Genomic DNA, 15,643 nt, shown 5'->3' with positions numbered 1-15,643 from the left:
CCCGCCCCGATCGGGCCCGTACGCCGCCCGGGGCCGCGCGCCGCGCCGCCCGGGTGCGGCCGTCGTCCCGCCCGGGTCCGCTCAGTCCTCCGGCGGGCGTCCCTCCGCCCGGATGAGGTCGCGGCCGAACTCGATCATCTTGCGGGCGTAGTCCTCGGTCCACCGGGCCCGCTCGGCGACGTCCGCCACCGACAGGCGGTCGAAGCGGCGCGGGTCCGCGAGCTGGGCCGCCGCGATCGCCTGGAACTCGGTCGCCCGGTCCGTCGCCGCCCGGAACGCGAGCGTCAGCTCCGTCGCGCGGTCCAGCAGCTCCCGGGGGTCCTCCAGCGACTCCAGGTCGAAGAAGTGCTCCGGATCGGCGGTCGCCTCGGCAGGCTCGAAGACCAGCGGCGCCGGCCGGAGCCGCCGCTGTCCGCTCCGCTCCGCGGGTTCCGCCATCGTCCTTCTCCTCCTCGCACGGGTGCGGCCCGGAATCCCGGGCCGTCCTCCATTGTCCCGCGTCCCGCAAGGGCGCGAATCCGGAGCGGCGCGCCCCGGGCTCACGGCGTCCAGGCCACCCGGTGTTCCTCCAGGTGGGAGAGGACCGCGTGGTTCGCCTCCCAGCCGTCGGGGAACGACACCACCGCCCCCAGCCGCACCGGCTCCGTCGACGGGTGCTCGTCCAGGAGCTCCGCCACGCCCGCCCGGCACACCACCACGCACGCGTGCCGGTGCCGGGAGGCGAGCACGCACAGCCGGCCCGTCTCCAGGTGGAAGGCGGTCGCGTCCGGGCGGCCGGACAGCGGGTGGAGGACGACCGTCACGTCGTACTCGCGTCCCTGGAGCCGGTTCGCGGTGTCCACCGTCACCCCCGTCACGCCCAGCTCCGCCAGGGCCGCCCGCACCGCCGCCGCCTGGTCGCGGTGGGCGGTGCCGACCGCGATCCTGGCGGGGGTCAGGGGCACGGGGTGTTCCGAGCGCTCCGAGACCGCCGCGCCGTCCCGGTCCAGGAGGCGCCGCACCACCAGGGCGACCGCCCCGACGGCCTCGGGATCGGTGCGCGGGGTGTGCCGGGCCGGGAGTTCCAGCAACCCCCAGCCCGACTCGGCCGCCTCGTCCAGGACCCGGTCCGGGCCCGACCCGTCCGACGGCACCCCGAAGGAGAGCCTCCGGTCCCCGTGCCCGGTGCCGCTGCGGAACGGCGTGTACGGGTAGAAGGCGTCCGACACCAGCGGCGCCGCCGACGCGGGCAGCCGCCACGACACCGGCAGCCGGTGCTGCGGCAGCTCCGGATTGTGCGCGAGCAGGGTCGAGACCGCGCTCGCGGACGGGTCGTACGTCAGCCCCGCCCACTGGTCCGCGCCCACCACGGAGAACGGGTCCAGCTGCCCCGGGTCGCCCACGAACAGCGCCCGCTCGAAGAGCCCGGCCACCGCGAGCAGCGCGTCCGAACGCATCTGGTACGCCTCGTCCACGATCGCGTGCGCCCACGGCTCGGCGTTCTTCACGTGCCCCCACTTGGCGGCCGTGGAGATCACCACCGGGAGCCCCGCCAGGTCGCCCGCCTTCGCGGACTTCCGTACGTTCTCCAGGTCGTCGAGCGCCTTGTCGTACGGGTCGCTGTCGCTGGAGTGCAGCCGGCCCACCACGAGCTCCGGCTCCTTCTCCGCGAGCCGCAGCACCAGATCGTCCACCTGCGCGTTCGTCTGCGCGACCACCATCAGGGGGCGCCCGGCGGCGGCCAGTTCGAGGGCCGCCCGCACGACGAGCGTGGACTTGCCGGCGCCCGGCGGGGAGTCGACGACCACGCCCCGCGAGGTCCCGTGCAGGGTGTCCGCCAGGATGGCGTCCGTCGCCCGCCCGGCTGCGGCGGAAGGATCGAAGGGTTCGCGGGTCACAGCAGGTCCTCGGGGGTCACGGGGTCGGGCGGTTCCACGACGTCGGTCCGGGGCGGACCGCCGTGCGTCCAGGGCGTCTCCTCCGGGTCCGGCAGCTGCGGCCCGGTCCGCCGGTCGTGCTCGAAGAGTGTCCAGACGATCCGCTCGCCCTTCTCCGGCACCGAACCCCCGGCGGGCTCCCTGGACCGGCCCATCCGGTCCAGGACCCGGAACACCGGCGAGCCGTCCTCCTCGTACCGCACGAACTCCGCCGTCTGCGGCCTGCCGTCCAGCGAGCGGTACGCCCTCACCCGCTCGGCCAGGTGCGGCCGGTCCTCCGTGCGGAGCGTCAGGAGCGGCCGGGGCGCGGGCCGCTTCGACTCCGTCCACGCCATCGTCACCTCCACCACCTCCGCCGCGAACGCCTCGCCCGCGAGCCGCCGCCCCGCCATGACCAGCGGGTCGTCCAGCGCCTCCTGCGCCTCCAACTGCCCCTGCGCCTGCTCGCGGGCCGCCAGCTTCCGCGCCGCCGTCACCGCGTCGTCCCGGCGCGGCTGCGGCGGCTCACCGGCCGCGACCCGGTCCCGGTGGGCGGTGAACGACCAGCGGTCCCGGGTCCAGCGGTCCCCGGCCCCTGCCCCCTCCGGCAGCTCCCGCAGCAGCCCGAGCGCCCGCCACACCGCCTCCCACGTCGGCTTCAGCTGCGAGGCGACGAGCCGCCGTACCTCCCGCTCGGCCGCGACCAGTTCACCGAGGGCCCGGTCGGCCGCCCCGCCGTCCTCGGCCGCGCCGGTCGCCTGCCGGGCCCGGTCGTACCGCTCGATCGCGGGCGCCAGGAGCCGGTTGTCGAAGGCCGGGTCGGTGGCGGGCCCGGCGGGCGGGCAGAGGAGCTGCCCCCGCTCGTCCCGGCCCGCCTCGGCCCGCAGCGCCCCCACCGGCCCCGGCACCCCGTCCTCCGGGTCGATCCAGGCCAGCAGCGCGCCCAGGTGCTGGTCCTCCAGGGAGGACTGGCCGGTCGCCCAGTGCCGGTTGAGCAGGTCGGTCGCCGCGAGCAGCAGCGACGAACCGGGCACCCGGGCCCGCTCGCCGTAGTGCGTCAGCCAGCGCCCGAGCAGCGGCACCCGGGGCGGCGCCGGGAACGGCGTCTCCGGGTCCTGTTCGGCCGTCCGCCGGAACCGGGTGGAGCGCCCGAGCAGCCGCACGTACTCGACGCCCGCCCGGCTCGGCACGATCAGCTGCGGCGCGTCCGCGCACAGCTCGACCTCGACCCGCACCTTCTTCCCGGTCTCGGGGTCCGTCTCGTTGCGCTCCACCAGCTCCACGGCGTCCGTGAACCCGTCGATGTACGGCAGGACCGCCTCGGCCAGGTCCGCGAGGAACGAGAACCGCAGGTCGCGGTCGCGGGGCTGGGGCACCACCAGGAGCCTCGGCTCCTCCGGGTCGGTGCCGACGAGCGCGCCCAGCGGGGCGCCCGCCTCACCGGCGGTGGTCAGCGGCACCAGGACCAGCGGGCGTGCGGAGAGGTGCCGGTGCCGGACGGTGGCGAGCGGCTGCGCCCGGCCCGACTCGACGGCCTCCATCCGGGCCAGTGTGGAGATCAGTGACATGCCGGGGCCTTTCGGAGCGCGCGGCGGGAGCACGCGGTCGAGCGGGGGGTACGGGGCCCTCCCGGGCGGCGGGGCGGTCCCGTCCGGCCCGGGGCGCCGGTCAGCGGGGGCATTCCGGGTCCTCCCGGGAGGCGCGCGCGGACGCCGACGCCAGCGCCAGCGCCTCCGCGCGCAGGGCCCGCGCCCGGCGCAGCGCCGCCACCGCCGGGTCCTCCGGGTCGCCGGCCTCGCCGCGCGCCGCCGCCAGGACCGCGCCGACCGTCGTCAGGCCGCCCAGTTCGCCCCGTACCGAACGGCCCAGGGTCTCCACCGCGTCCGCCTCCCGCGACCGCGACCGGCAGTGGAAGGCCAGTTCGCAGGAGGCCAGGCACTCCGGCGCGTACTGGTGGGGCACCGACTCCACGGCCGTCGTCAGCTCCTCCGCCGAACGCTCCGTCACGTCGAAGCCGACGCCCTCCGGAAGGGCGTCCGCGATCTCGTCGATCCGGGTGAGGCGGGCCAGTTGACGCCGGGTCACCGAGCGTTGCTTGCGCACGTCGACCACCGAGGCCGTCGGCACGTTCGAGAAGTCCTTCGGGCAGACGAGCAGCACGGAGTGCGCCACCCGCGCGCCCTCCGCCGCCGCCGCGACCCGTTCGAGCGCGAGCACGTACACGGCGGCCTGGCGGGCCGCCGCGCCCACCTTCGCCGCGTCGGCCGAACCGTCGACCGTCGGGAAGGACTTGATCTCCACCACCGTCCAGACCCCGTCCGGACGGACCACCACCGCGTCCGGCTCCAGGTAGACCGGCGAGCCCGCCACCTCCAGGGCGAGCAGCGGGTGGTCGAGCAGCGTCCACGTCCCGGCCCCGGTCGCCTCCCGCAGCGCGAGCGCGGTGCGCGCCACCCGCCCCGAGGGCCCGGCCGCCGTCAGGTCGGGCACGGACACCTCGCCCGGCTCCTCCACCCCGAACAGGCGCAGCAGTTCGCGGCCGCCGTCCGCCTTGACCTTCGCCTCGAAGGAGTTGCCCCGCACGATCGCGAACTGCGACTGGCCGAAGGGGGCCGGGGAGCCGAGCTTCGCGGCCAGCGCGGACTTGTCGATCCCGGCGCCGTCGAGCAGGGCCCGGCGCCGGCAGCCGGGGTTGGCCGCGAGCGCCGCGAGCGCCCGCGCGTCCAGCGGGCGCGGCGGGTTGCCCGGACCGCGCAGCTCGGCGAGCCTTCCCGGGGTCCTCGGCTTCGCCGGGGCGGGGGAGGCCCCGGGCCGGCGGGTCGTCTGCGGCGGTGGTGTCGGGCCGCTGTCCAGGGATGCGCTCACGCGCGGAAGTCTCGCATCCGCCACCGACAACCGGGGCGGCTTCCCCCCTTTCCGGGCGTCCGGCCGCCCGTTCCGCGCGGGCGGCCGGCCCCCCGGCGCGGGCCGCGCGGACGCCGCCGGCCCGGGGCGGGGCGCCGGACGGCACCCGGTGGCCGCCCGCGTGCCGCCCCGGATCCGGGTGGGCGATGATGGAAGGAGCCCGTCCGCACCGCGAACCTCTGGAGAGCCTTCCCATGGCACCGCGCATCCTGCTCGCCCGGCACGGCCAGACCGAGTGGTCACTTCTCGGCCGGCACACCGGCAGGACCGACATCCCGCTGCTCGAAGAGGGCCGGCGCGGCGCGAAGCTGCTCGGCGAACGCCTCCACCGGGGGCCCTGGCAGGGCCTGCCCGGCGTGGAGGTGCGCACCAGCCCCCTGGTCCGGGCGAGCGAGACCTGCGCCCTCGCGGGCTTCGGCGACCGGGCCGAGCCCTGGGACGCCCTGATGGAGTGGGACTACGGGGCGTACGAGGGGCTGACCCCGGCGCAGATCAAGGAGATCCGGCCGGACTGGTTCATCTGGCGCGACGGCGTCCCGGAGGGGGAGACCCTGGCGCAGCTGTCGGACCGCGCCGACGGGATCGTGGAGTGGGCCCGCTCCGAGGACCGGGACGTCCTGGTCTTCGCCCACGGGCACATCCTGCGCTCGATCGCCGCCCGCTGGCTCGGCGAGGACGTCTCCTTCGCCGCCCGCATCCGCCTCGACCCGACGAGCCTGTCGGCCCTGGGATGGGCGTACGGCGCCCCGGCGCTCGAACGCTGGAACGACACGGGGCACCTGGAGGGGTGACCGCCCGCGCGGACCCCGCCGGGCCGGCGCCCGGTGTCAGCGCGTCGCGGACAGGACCCGGCCCGTCTCCGTGAGGAGGGCGCGGACGCGGGCCGAGGCGACGCCGTCGAGCGATTCCCGTACGAGCCCCGCCTCCGCCTCCGCCTCGTCCCTGCGGCCCGCCCGCGCCAGGTCCTCGGCGAGCTGGGCGCGGTAGAGCGCGAGGTTCCGGGCGAAGTGCGGGTTCTGCAGGACCGTGGCCCGGCGGGCGTGCCGGACGGCCCGGCCCCGGTCGCCGAGGAGCGACCAGCACTGCGCCTCGTGCGCCTCCCGCTCGGGCTCCCCGAAGAAGGACATCCACTCCGGGTCGTCGTCGGCCGGGCCCCGGTCGAAGAAGGAGTGGGCGCGGCCGAGGGCCCGCTCGCAGGCGGAGCGGTCGCCGAGCCCCGCCCACGCGCCCGCCTCCCGCAGCGACAGCAGACAGAGCAGCCGGGCCGACCCCAGCGGCCGGGCGACCCGCAGCCCGGCCTGCGCGGCCCTGAGCGCCTCCCGGTACCGGCCGGTGTCCCGGGCCAGGAACGACGTGTTGCAGAAGGCGTGCGCCTCCAGGGCCGCGTTTCCCGCGCTGCCCGTCACGCGCGCGGTGGCGAGGGCCTCGGCGTAGTGCGAGCGCGCGTCCTCGTGCCGGCCCGAGTCGTGGGCCAGCCAGCCGACGGAGAGGGCGAGTTCGCCCGCGCCCGCGTGCAGTCGCTCCTCGGTGGAGCGGCGGGCCGCCGTGCCCGCGTCGAGCAGCGCGTACGCGGCCCGGAGCGGCCGGACGGCCGCCTTGTGGAGCCCGTCGGCGCCGTGCCGGTCGTCGAGCAGCCTGATGCGCCGTACGACGTCCTCGACGGCCCGCACCTCGGTCTCGCCGATCCGGTGGGCGCCCCGGGGGGCCGGGATCGCGACGGCGGGGCCGCCGAGTGTCAGCGAAGCGGCCGCCAGGGCGGCGGAACCGCTCGTCATGAATGCGCGACGCAGCACGTCGCTCTCCTCATCGTTCCAGGTCGTGAAGCCGGCGGGGGACGCCGCGCCGGCCGGGACGGCCCGCCGTCGGCCGCGCACCGCCTCCCGCGCGGAGAAGCCCAGGTCGGAGAGGCCGAGGCCGGGGAACATGTGCAGGAACACCCGCTCGTACGCGTAGTTCGGGCAGCGGATCTCGCCCGCCTCCACGCGTCCGATGTAACGGGCGTCGCACGCGACCTGTTCGCCGATCTCCCGCGCCGCCCGGCGGACGGCGGCGGCGAACTCCGCCGCCGACCGCCGTCCCCGGAGCCTGCGGAAGGCGAGGTTGGGAACTGCCCGTGACACCGCCATGGCCGAGCCCTCTCCTGGTGCTGCCGGGTGGTCCGGCGGCACGAACGTACCCGCTGTGACCGAATGCCTACGCAGAGTTTGGCAACAAATCGGACGTCCGACCCGTGATCCGCCATGAACCGCCACCCTTTGCGGCGGGAAAACGCCGTAGCCGTTGACGCGCGCGGGCGTTGAACCGTAAGGGAGGCGAACGTGTCTCCCCATGGAGCGAGGAGGGGTCCCATGTCGGAGATCGGTTCCCAGTCGGCCACCCGGCAGGCGTCCGCCCCGGGAGCGGACGGGCCGCCGCCCGCCGACTCCTGGGACCTGGTCACCGTGCCGGTCCGCCAGGGGCTGGAGGCCGTCGACATCCTGCGCCGGGCCGGGGCCCCCGCCGTCGGGCCGGTGGTGCACGACGGGACCTGCGACACCCTGGGGTTCCTGGTGCCGCCCGGCACCGCCGCCGCCTGGGACATGCCGGGCAGCGCCTGTACGCGCACGTCGGGACGCGGCCTCCGCCTCCCCGAACTGCCGGAGCTGCCCGAGCCCGCCGGTGACGCGCCCCGGCCCGCCGGCTGGCTGCTGCCCCCCGGCGACACCGACCCGGTCACCGACCCCGCCGTCCTGCGCGAGGCGCTGGGCGAGGCGGCCCGGCTCATCGAGGCCGCCGACGGCCGCCGCTGAGCCCGCCGCGCGCCCGGACCCGGAGGACCCCCGCACCGCACGCGCACGGACGTACGGACGCACACGCGTACGGACGAGCGGATAATGGGCCGATGGCCAGGAACAAGCAGCGTGACCGGGCGGCGGCCGCCGCACCCGTCGCCGAGACCGTCGACGGCGGCCTCGCCGAACTCGTACCCGACCGGGAGCGCCCGCGCGGCTGGACCCTGCTCCTCGACGGCGCCCCGCAGTCGCACGTCGATCTCGACGACCCGTCCCACCTCGCCTTCGCGTACCAGCGGCGCCTCGGCCACGTCGTGGACCTCGCCGCCCCGCCGAACCGGCCGCTCCGGGTCGTCCACCTCGGCGGCGGCGCCCTCACCCTCGCCCGGTACGTCGCCGCGACCCGCCCCCGCTCCACGCAGCAGGTCGTGGAGCTGGACGAACCCCTGGTCCGGTTCGTCCGGCGGGAACTGCCGCTCGATCCGAACGCCCGCGTACGGGTCCGCTCCGCCGACGCGCGCGCCGGGCTCGCCAGGGTCCAGGACGGCTGGGCGGACCTGATCGTCGCGGACGTGTTCGGCGGAGCCCGTACCCCCGCCCACCTGACCAGCGCCGAGTTCCTCGCCGAGGTGCGGCGGGCGCTGCGGCCCGGCGGCCTCTACGCGGCGAACCTCGCCGACGGCCCGCCGCTGGCCCACCTGCGCGGCCAGATCGCCACGGCCGCCGCCGTCTTCCCCGAACTGGCGCTGACCGCCGACCCGACCGTGCTGCGCGGGCGCCGCTTCGGCAACGCGGTGCTGCTCGCCTCGGACCGGGAGCTGCCGGTGGCCGAGCTGACCCGCCGGGTCGCCACCGACCCGCACCCGGGCCGGGTCGAACACGGCCGGGCTCTCGCCGACTTCGCCGGGGGAGCGGCCCCGGTCACCGACGCGACCGCGAAACCCTCGCCCGCGCCGCCGGCCTCGGTCTTCCGCTGAGGGCCGGTCCGGGCCCTCAGACCGTCCGGTCCTCGATCTCCACCCGGGGCGCGGTGTCGTGCCACACGCAGAAGACCGACAGTTCGCGGTCGTCCCGGGTGAAGGTGACGCGGATCCAGTTGGTCTGCTTCCACACCTGCATCCGCCAGCCCGGGGCGGGCGTCGCCGAGACGAGTTCGGCCGAGGTCTCCCCGATGTCGAAGGTGGCCCGGCCGCCGTCCACGGGGTAGCTCTTCACGTTCGCGCCCGACCCGGGGTCCCGGTCCGCCGGAGGGGTGGAGGGGGCCGCCGTCGTGGGCTCCGGCCGGAGCGAGGGGCGCGCGGAGGGGGTGGCGGAGGGGGACGGCGGGGCCGTGGTGGACGGGGGGCCGCCCGGCTTCGCCGTGGGCGGCGCGGTGGACGGGACCGTCCCGGGGGACGACGGCGTGGAGACCGGCGGGCCGCCGCCCGAGCCGTACACCCCGTCGACGGCGCCGGCCGGCAGGGGGAGGGCGCGCGGCGGGTCGTACACGGTGCCGGTCAGCACGCTGTGCACCCCCCACCAGGACAGGGTGACCGCCGCGCCGGTGGCGAGTGACCAGGCCAGGGCGTGTACCAGTCCTCTTCGCACCGGACCATGGTGCACCATGGTCCGGAGCACCGTCCCCGCGGGTGACGTTGTCCGACGATTCGCCCACATGGCGTACGGTGCCGCCCATGGCAAGTGTGCTCGTGGTCGAGGACGACCAGTTCGTGCGCTCCGCCCTCATCCGGCAGCTCACCGCGGCGTCCCACACGGTACGCAGCGTCGGTACTGCCCTGGAGGCGTTGCGCGAGGTCGCCCATTTCCGTTTCGACGTGGTCGTCCTCGACCTCGGACTACCCGACCTGGACGGGGCCGAGGCGCTCAAGATGCTGCGCGGCATCACCGACGTGCCGGTGATCATCGCGACCGCCCGGGACGACGAGGCCGAGATCGTACGGCTCCTCCACGCCGGGGCCGACGACTACCTGGTGAAGCCCTTCTCCGTCGACCACCTCTCGGCCCGGATGGCCGCCGTCCTGCGCCGCGCCCGGTCCGCCGCCGGCGAGGCGCCGCCCTCCGCGGTCCTCCGCGTCGGCGGGCTCACCGTCGATCCGCTGCGCCGCCGGGCGGAGCTGGACGGCGCGCCCCTGGACCTGACCCGGCGCGAGTTCGACCTGCTGGCCTTCCTCGCCGGTCGGCCCGGCGTGGTCGTCCCGCGCAAGGAGCTGCTCGCCGAGGTGTGGCAGCAGTCCTACGGCGACGACCAGACCATCGACGTCCATCTGTCGTGGCTGCGAAGGAAGCTGGGCGAGACGGCCGCCCGGCCCCGCTACCTGCACACCCTGCGCGGCGTCGGCGTGAAGCTGGAGCCTCCCCGGGAGCCGCGGCCGTGAGATGGGCGCTGGTCAAGGTCTCCCTGGCCGTCACCGTCATGGTCGTGGTCGCCTTCGCCGTCCCCCTCGGACTCGTCGTCAAGGAGATGGCCCGCGACCGGGCGTTCTCCAACGCCGAACGGCGGGCCTCCGGCCTGGCCCCCGTCCTCGCGATCACCACCGACCGCGACGAGCTGGAGAGGGCCGTCGCCGCCACCGAGGACGGGCCCGCCGGCCGGCTCGCCGTCCACGTGCCCTCCGACATCCCGGGCGCGCCGCCGCTGGAGATCGGCACCCGGCGGGCCGGCGAGGAGGAGCTACGGGCCACCCGCGGACTGGGCCGGGCCTCCATCGCGGAGGTCCCGGGCGGCTTCGCCCTGCTCCAGCCCACCGCGATCAGCAGCGGGGAGGTCGCGATCGTCGAACTCTTCGTCCCCGAGGGCGAGGTGTCCAACGGCGTCGCCACCGCCTGGCTGATCCTCGCGGGGGTCGGCATCGCCCTCGTCGTCGGCTCCGTCGCCGTCGCGGACCGCCTCGGCGTCCGCATGGTCCAGCCCGCCCAGCGGCTCGCGGGCGCCGCCCACGAGCTGGGGGAGGGGCAGCTCGGCGTGCGCGTCCCCGAGGAGGGGCCGCCGGAGCTCAAGTCGGCCGCCGTCGCCTTCAACTCGATGGCCGACCAGGTCGTCCAGCTCCTCGCCAACGAACGCGAGCTGGCCGCCGACCTCTCCCACCGGCTGCGCACCCCGCTGACCGTCCTCCGGCTCAACGCGGCCTCGCTCGGCGCGGGTCCGGCCGCCGAACAGACCCGTACGGCCGTGGAACAGCTGGAGCGCGAGGTCGACATCATCATCCGTACGGCCCGGGAGGCGAAGCCGCAGACCCGGGCGACCGGACCCGGCGCGGGCTGCGACGCCGCCGAAGTGGTCCGCGAGCGGATGGACTTCTGGTCGGCGCTCGCGGAGGACGAGGGACGGCGGGTGCGGGTCGCGGGCGTCGAGCGTCCGGTCCGCATCCCGGTCGCCCGTCCCGAACTGGTCGCGGCCCTCGACGCCCTGCTCGGCAACGTCTTCCGCCACACCCCCGAGGGCACCGCCTTCTCCGTCGACGTCCACAACGGCGACGACGCCGTCATCGTCCTGGTCTCGGACGCGGGCCCCGGCATCGACGACCCCGCCGCCGCCCTGGCCCGGGGCAACGGCGGCGACCGGGACGGCTCCACGGGACTCGGCCTCGACATCGCGCGGCGGATGGCGGAGGGCACCGGCGGCGACGTCCGGATCGGCCGCTCGGTGCTCGGCGGCACCGAGGTCCGCGTCTGGCTCGGCCTGGCCGGTCGCGCCGGGACGTCCGGCGCCGCCGGGGCGTCCGGCCCCGCCCGTACGTCCCCCCGCCGCGCCCACCGCCCGTCCCGCCGCAGGCGCGGGGGGAGGGGAACGCGGCGGGCGGGGGAGCGCTGACGCCTCCCGGCTCCGGCGGTACGGTCCCGGGCTCGGCGGTACGGTCCCGGCCCCGGGCTCGCCGGTACGGCCTCGGCTCCGGCGGTACGGTCCCGGCTCCGCCGGCACGGTCCCGGCCCCGCCGGTACGGTCTCGGCTCCGCCGGCACGGTCCCGGCCCCGCCGGTACGGTCTCGGCCCCGCCGGTCCCGATCCCGGTCCCGGCCCCGCCGGTACGGTCTCGGGGTCCCGCCCGGTCCCGTCTCCCCGCTCCCTCCTCCTTCCCCCGCCCCTGCCTCTCCCGGGAGGCGAACCTTTCCCCCTCCCGATGGCCTCCTTAAGCGACCCGTAAGAAACCCCGCCCCCGCCCCCGGAGGCCGGTTTCCGCCCTTCCCGGCCGCTAGCGTGCTGTCACACCCCGAGCACGAAGGTTCCCACCGGCCGCACCCGGCCTCCTCTTCCTCTCCACCCACCCCCGAGCAGCGCGCCCCGGCCTCCCCCACCCACCCCCCGGCCGGGGCGCGCCTTTCCCGGCCGCGGACACGACGGAGGCCCCGGTCCGTGAGGACCGGGGCCTCCCCGGGGCGGGCGCGGCCCCCGGCACCCGCACGGGCGCCGGGGCCGGGCTCAGCCCCGGACCGCCGTTCTCCGCGACGCGTCGCGGAGCCCCAGGACGCACGCGGCGACGGCGACCAGGGCGCACAGCACCATCAGCGCGTTGACCACGACGTCGGGCCCGGCGTCCTGGGCCAGCGCGTTGGACGTCGCCGACCGGATGCCGAGGACCTGGAGGGCCGCCGCGGCGACGAGCCCGGCGGCACGGGCCCACCGGGGACCCTTCTCCGCGAGGGCGGGGAGCACGAGCACGGCCGCGGCCCAGAGCAGGACCAGCGCCGCCGTCGCCTCGGCCGCCAGGAGGAGGCCCCCGGAGCCCTCCGACCCCGGGTGGTCGATCCCGGACGTGTCCACCACGAGGAGCGCGAAGGCCAGCTCCATGAGCAGCACGTAGCAGACCTCCAGGACGAGGACCGCCGCTCCCGCCCGCTTCACGAAGAGAGGGCTCAACTGTTGCTCCTCACGAGTCGTCCGCTCTTGATGATCCACAGCTTGCCGTTCCGCTGGGCACTGCGGCAATCGTCCCGCGCCCTGGTCCCGGCGTTGGTCTGGCCGGTCCGCTTGCGGCCGATCTCCCGGCCGATCGCGTTGTTCTTCAGGTCCATCTGCTTGTCGACGCCCTTGGACGTCGACTCGTGCCGGGTCGCGAACTCGTAGGCGTCCTTGGTGGACAGACGGATCTCCATGCGCGCGTTCCAGTAGCAGTGCCGGAAGGAGTCGCCGGTGCCCTGGAAGAGGGTCTTGTCCGGGTACCAGTCCTGCGCCTGCTTGAACGCCTTGTTCGCGGCGTCGTACGCGGCGGTGCAGTCGATCGGGTTCCAGAAGCAGTACGACCGCTCGGAGGGCGTGGCGCTGCCGTAACCGAAGCCGGGGTCCATCAGGACCGGGTAGGCCAGGGTCTGGCCGGCGGCGGGGGCCAGCGAGGCGGTGACCTCGTTCCCGGAGAGCGTGAGCTTCACGGGGATGCCGGCGCCCTTGGCGTCCCGGGCGACGGGGGCGGTGATGAAGGTCAGGTTGCCCAGCTCGTCCGAGACGATGATGACGTTGTCCGCGCCCTGCGTCGCCGTCTGACCGGGCAGCAGGCGCAGGGTGTACGTGTAGCTCGTCGCCGCGGAGGCGCTCCGGAGCAGGTGGAACGTCTCGACGGCGTTCTGCCCGGTCCGGATGGCGAGCGTGTCCGCGTCCGTCTGCGTGTTCGGGTAGACGACGACGCCGGTCTCGCTGAGCGTGGCGGCCGCCGCGGCGCCCGAGGGCATGGCCACCGACGTCTGGACGGAGCCGTCCGCGCTGGTGCCGACGATCTCCTGACCGGCCGTGCCGGGGAGTTCCACGACGCCGGAGGCCAGGACGGACTCCTCGGTCTCGACGACCTCGGGGTCCTCCTGCTCCTGGTAGTCCGCGGGCGTGTCGTCGACCTCCGGGTACTCGGTGTCGACGGGCCGGTCCTCGGGCTCCGTCTGCTCCTCCTCGGGGTGCAGCAGGTCGGAGAAGTGCGTCTCGGCGACCTCGTTGACGAAGGAGGGGGAGAGGACGCCGGTGATCCGGCCGGCGCGGAACGCGTGCTCCGCCGGGTCCGACCACGTTCCCGCCGCGTTCTTCACGCGGACGGAGAGGACGTGGGTGCCGTCGGCCGAGGGGGTCAGCGTCACCGTTCCCCGGCCGGCCGAGAGGGCCACCGTGCCCGCCGGGCCGCCGTCCAGGGAGTACTCGGCCGCGACGGCCTTGCCCTGGGGGTCGGTGACGGTGAAGGAGCCGGGGGTCCCCGCACCGCCGTGCCACAGGCCGTCGGCCGGGTAGACGGAGGAGGCGACCGAGGGCGCCACCGGCACGGAGGTGTCGACGGTCAGGGTGCGCCAGGCGGACCAACCCCCGTTCCAGAGCTTGCCGTCGTACACCGAGACGCGCCACTTGTACGTTCCCGGCGCGAGCGCCCCGGAGGTCCAGGCGGCGGGCTTGCCGGAGGCGACGAACGCGGAGGTCCCGCTCGTCACCTTCGCGGTGGCGTCCTTGTTCCACACCTCGAAGGTGAGCCGCACGGAGTCGGCGTCGGGGTCGGTGGCCTGGGCGGTGAGGGTCGGGGTCGTGTCCGCGGTGACCGTGCCCTCGGCGGGGCTCACGGCGCTGCCGGCGTTCGGCTTGGTGTTGTAGGTCACGACGAGCGTCGGCTCGGTCGGGCCCTGGGCCCCGTCCACGTAGTTCGCCGAGCGGAAGCGCCGCCAGCTCGTCGAGTCCGCCTCGTCCACGGCGCGCACCTGGAGGCCGTGGTTCGGCTGGCCGTCGGCCCACGCCTGGACGATCCCGTCCACGTCCCAGCGCATGAAGTTCGCCGGGCAGGCCGAGCTGTACCCGTACGCGGCCTTGGAGACGACCGCGTCGTCGGCCGTCGTCGCGGGCTGCGCGCCCCAGGTCACCGCGCTGGGGTCCCAGTTCGCGGTGATGCGCCGGACGGCCACGCCGGAACCGGTCGCGGAGCAGCTCGACGACCAGTAGGAGTGCAGCCTGAACTCGGTGTCCAGGATCTGCTTGCCGGCGTACTTCGACACGTCGAACTTCACGTACGAACGGGCCTTCGTGGTGCCGCCGTCGTAGGTGCCGGCCTTCAGTTCGGTCGAACCGCGCTGGGAGTCCGGGTAGTTGGTGGCGACCCAGGTGTCCGTGGACGCCGCGAGGGTCGTCGTGGGGTCGATGTTCACCGGGTAGGTGACGTCGGGGTCGGTGAGGAAGGCCATGCTGGGCTTGAGGACCAGGACCGGCCGGCCCGCGCTCTGCTCGATGCGGGTCTCGATCTCCATGGAGTGGGTGGGGTCACCGGACTTCGGGTCCGTTCCCGTGCCCCACATCCGGGGCGCCGGGGCGCTGGCGACCAGCTTCCCGGTGGCGTCCTCCAGGCGCAGGTGTCCCGACCGCTCCTTCTCCAGGCTCAGGCCCTCCAGCGTGACCGGGAGCCGCAGTTCGACCGGCTCGGTGGGGCGCTCGCGCAGGATGAGCGATTCGGTGAAGCCCTGGGGGAGCGCGGTGACGTGCAGGTCGCCGTCGGGCACCACCTCGGGGTAGACCGCCGTGTCCCCCTCGACCTCCGGGGCCGGGAGGGCCTTCGTGGCGGACCAGTCCAGGCCGAAGGTCCGTCCGCTGCGGGTCACCGCCGCGAAGTCCTCGGCCCCGCCGTCGGACAGTTTGACGTCGGCGACGGCGGCCTCGGGTTCGAGCCGTGTCCCGGTGTCGACGAGGGTGGTGTCGAGCTGCTTCCACTCGCCCCCCTCCCTGATCCGGACCGGCCCGGACGCGGTCTCCGTGGTGACCGTCCCGTTCGGGTTGACCCAGGTGCTGGAGGCCTCCGTCCGCTCGGACAGGGCCTCGACCCGCTTGCCGCCGAGCACGGCGGCCAGGCGCGCCGACGCGAGGTCGGGCGCCTCGGTGCGGTCCGGGACGGCGTCCGTCGTTTCCGTGGGTATCGCCGTTCGCTCTTCCGCCAGGGCCGGCAGCTGCAGGGACAGCGTCAGGGCCACCGCGGTCGAGACGGACGCGATCCGTGTTCCTCTTCGCATCCACCCCCCTTAACTCGTTCGTTCGATGTGGTTCGCCTGCGGTGCAGGCCGCGCGAGCTTTTCATGATCATCATGTGAAGGGACAGCCGGGAAAGCGTGTGCTCGGTCACACTGGGTGCGCGGG

The 15,643-nt window shown here is 75.7% G+C and carries 13 protein-coding genes; 5 read left to right on the top strand and 8 right to left on the bottom strand.

Annotated features, from left to right (window positions below):
- Positions 1-81: 81 nt before the first annotated feature.
- From ACZ6AQ_RS12610 to ACZ6AQ_RS12595, 4 genes are all read right to left on the bottom strand, one after another.
- Positions 82-438, bottom strand: a complete 357-nt coding sequence (locus ACZ6AQ_RS12610; RefSeq protein WP_388690254.1) for a hypothetical protein — start codon at positions 436-438, stop codon at positions 82-84.
- Positions 439-539: 101 nt separating this feature from the next.
- The gene (locus tag ACZ6AQ_RS12605; RefSeq protein WP_468759615.1) at positions 540-1,877 is read right to left on the bottom strand and encodes an AAA family ATPase; all 1,338 of its coding nucleotides are present in this window, start codon (positions 1,875-1,877) and stop codon (positions 540-542) included.
- Positions 1,874-3,463, bottom strand: coding sequence for a hypothetical protein (locus tag ACZ6AQ_RS12600; protein WP_468759613.1), 1,590 nt, complete (start codon positions 3,461-3,463; stop codon positions 1,874-1,876). The genes ACZ6AQ_RS12605 and ACZ6AQ_RS12600 overlap by 4 nt, the downstream gene beginning before the upstream one ends.
- A 100-nt stretch (positions 3,464-3,563) precedes the next feature.
- Positions 3,564-4,760, bottom strand: a complete 1,197-nt coding sequence (locus ACZ6AQ_RS12595) for a hypothetical protein (protein WP_468759612.1) — start codon at positions 4,758-4,760, stop codon at positions 3,564-3,566.
- A gap of 233 nt (positions 4,761-4,993) precedes the next feature.
- On the opposite strand from ACZ6AQ_RS12595, the gene ACZ6AQ_RS12590 reads away from it, so the two are divergent.
- Positions 4,994-5,590, top strand: a complete 597-nt coding sequence (locus tag ACZ6AQ_RS12590) for a histidine phosphatase family protein (protein ID WP_388690248.1) — start codon at positions 4,994-4,996, stop codon at positions 5,588-5,590.
- Between the two features lie 36 nt (positions 5,591-5,626).
- Here ACZ6AQ_RS12590 and ACZ6AQ_RS12585 read toward each other — a convergent pair whose 3' ends face one another.
- The gene (locus ACZ6AQ_RS12585; protein WP_468759610.1) at positions 5,627-6,925 is read right to left on the bottom strand and encodes a tetratricopeptide repeat protein; all 1,299 of its coding nucleotides are present in this window, start codon (positions 6,923-6,925) and stop codon (positions 5,627-5,629) included.
- 222 nt (positions 6,926-7,147) lie between these two features.
- Between ACZ6AQ_RS12585 and ACZ6AQ_RS12580 the strand changes: the two genes are divergently transcribed.
- Positions 7,148-7,588 carry a hypothetical protein gene (locus ACZ6AQ_RS12580; protein ID WP_468759608.1) on the top strand — a complete coding sequence of 147 codons (441 nt, stop codon included), beginning with the start codon at positions 7,148-7,150 and terminating at the stop codon, positions 7,586-7,588.
- Positions 7,589-7,680: 92 nt separating this feature from the next.
- A complete protein-coding gene (locus ACZ6AQ_RS12575) occupies positions 7,681-8,547 on the top strand; it encodes a spermidine synthase (RefSeq protein WP_468759607.1) in 867 nt (288 codons plus the stop codon).
- 16 nt (positions 8,548-8,563) lie between these two features.
- Here the strand turns inward: ACZ6AQ_RS12575 and ACZ6AQ_RS12570 are convergent, their stop codons facing one another.
- On the bottom strand, positions 8,564-9,157 hold the full coding sequence (locus ACZ6AQ_RS12570; RefSeq protein WP_468759605.1) for a hypothetical protein: 594 nt from the start codon (positions 9,155-9,157) through the stop codon (positions 8,564-8,566).
- 86 nt (positions 9,158-9,243) lie between these two features.
- Between ACZ6AQ_RS12570 and ACZ6AQ_RS12565 the strand changes: the two genes are divergently transcribed.
- Entirely contained in the window at positions 9,244-9,945 is a 702-nt protein-coding gene (locus ACZ6AQ_RS12565; RefSeq protein ID WP_468759603.1) for a response regulator transcription factor, read from the top strand.
- Positions 9,942-11,381, top strand: coding sequence for a HAMP domain-containing sensor histidine kinase (locus tag ACZ6AQ_RS12560; protein ID WP_468759602.1), 1,440 nt, complete (start codon positions 9,942-9,944; stop codon positions 11,379-11,381). Before ACZ6AQ_RS12565 ends, ACZ6AQ_RS12560 begins: the two co-directional genes overlap by 4 nt.
- Positions 11,382-11,986: 605 nt before the next feature.
- Here the strand turns inward: ACZ6AQ_RS12560 and ACZ6AQ_RS12555 are convergent.
- Positions 11,987-12,424 carry a hypothetical protein gene (locus ACZ6AQ_RS12555; RefSeq protein WP_468759600.1) on the bottom strand — a complete coding sequence of 146 codons (438 nt, stop codon included), beginning with the start codon at positions 12,422-12,424 and terminating at the stop codon, positions 11,987-11,989.
- Positions 12,421-15,519 carry a DNRLRE domain-containing protein gene (locus tag ACZ6AQ_RS12550; RefSeq protein ID WP_468759598.1) on the bottom strand — a complete coding sequence of 1,033 codons (3,099 nt, stop codon included), beginning with the start codon at positions 15,517-15,519 and terminating at the stop codon, positions 12,421-12,423. Before ACZ6AQ_RS12550 ends, ACZ6AQ_RS12555 begins: the two co-directional genes overlap by 4 nt.
- Positions 15,520-15,643: the final 124 nt, after the last annotated feature.

It is taken from the genome of Streptomyces sp. NPDC041191, assembly GCF_055591945.1.
Note: the sequence above shows the minus strand (reverse complement) of the source record. Positions and strands in the feature narration are given on the sequence as shown.

What these genes read in the sequence shown, in the direction of transcription:
- ACZ6AQ_RS12610 (WP_388690254.1), bottom strand. Translation starts at nt 438, where the DNA reads ATGGCGGAACCCGCGGAGCGGAGCGGACAGCGGCGGCTCCGGCCGGCG.
- ACZ6AQ_RS12600 (WP_468759613.1), bottom strand. Translation starts at nt 3,463, where the DNA reads ATGTCACTGATCTCCACACTGGCCCGGATGGAGGCCGTCGAGTCGGGC.
- ACZ6AQ_RS12590 (WP_388690248.1), top strand. Translation starts at nt 4,994, where the DNA reads ATGGCACCGCGCATCCTGCTCGCCCGGCACGGCCAGACCGAGTGGTCA.
- ACZ6AQ_RS12585 (WP_468759610.1), bottom strand. Translation starts at nt 6,925, where the DNA reads ATGGCGGTGTCACGGGCAGTTCCCAACCTCGCCTTCCGCAGGCTCCGG.
- ACZ6AQ_RS12580 (WP_468759608.1), top strand. Translation starts at nt 7,148, where the DNA reads ATGTCGGAGATCGGTTCCCAGTCGGCCACCCGGCAGGCGTCCGCCCCG.
- ACZ6AQ_RS12575 (WP_468759607.1), top strand. Translation starts at nt 7,681, where the DNA reads ATGGCCAGGAACAAGCAGCGTGACCGGGCGGCGGCCGCCGCACCCGTC.
- ACZ6AQ_RS12565 (WP_468759603.1), top strand. Translation starts at nt 9,244, where the DNA reads ATGGCAAGTGTGCTCGTGGTCGAGGACGACCAGTTCGTGCGCTCCGCC.
- ACZ6AQ_RS12550 (WP_468759598.1), bottom strand. Translation starts at nt 15,519, where the DNA reads ATGCGAAGAGGAACACGGATCGCGTCCGTCTCGACCGCGGTGGCCCTG.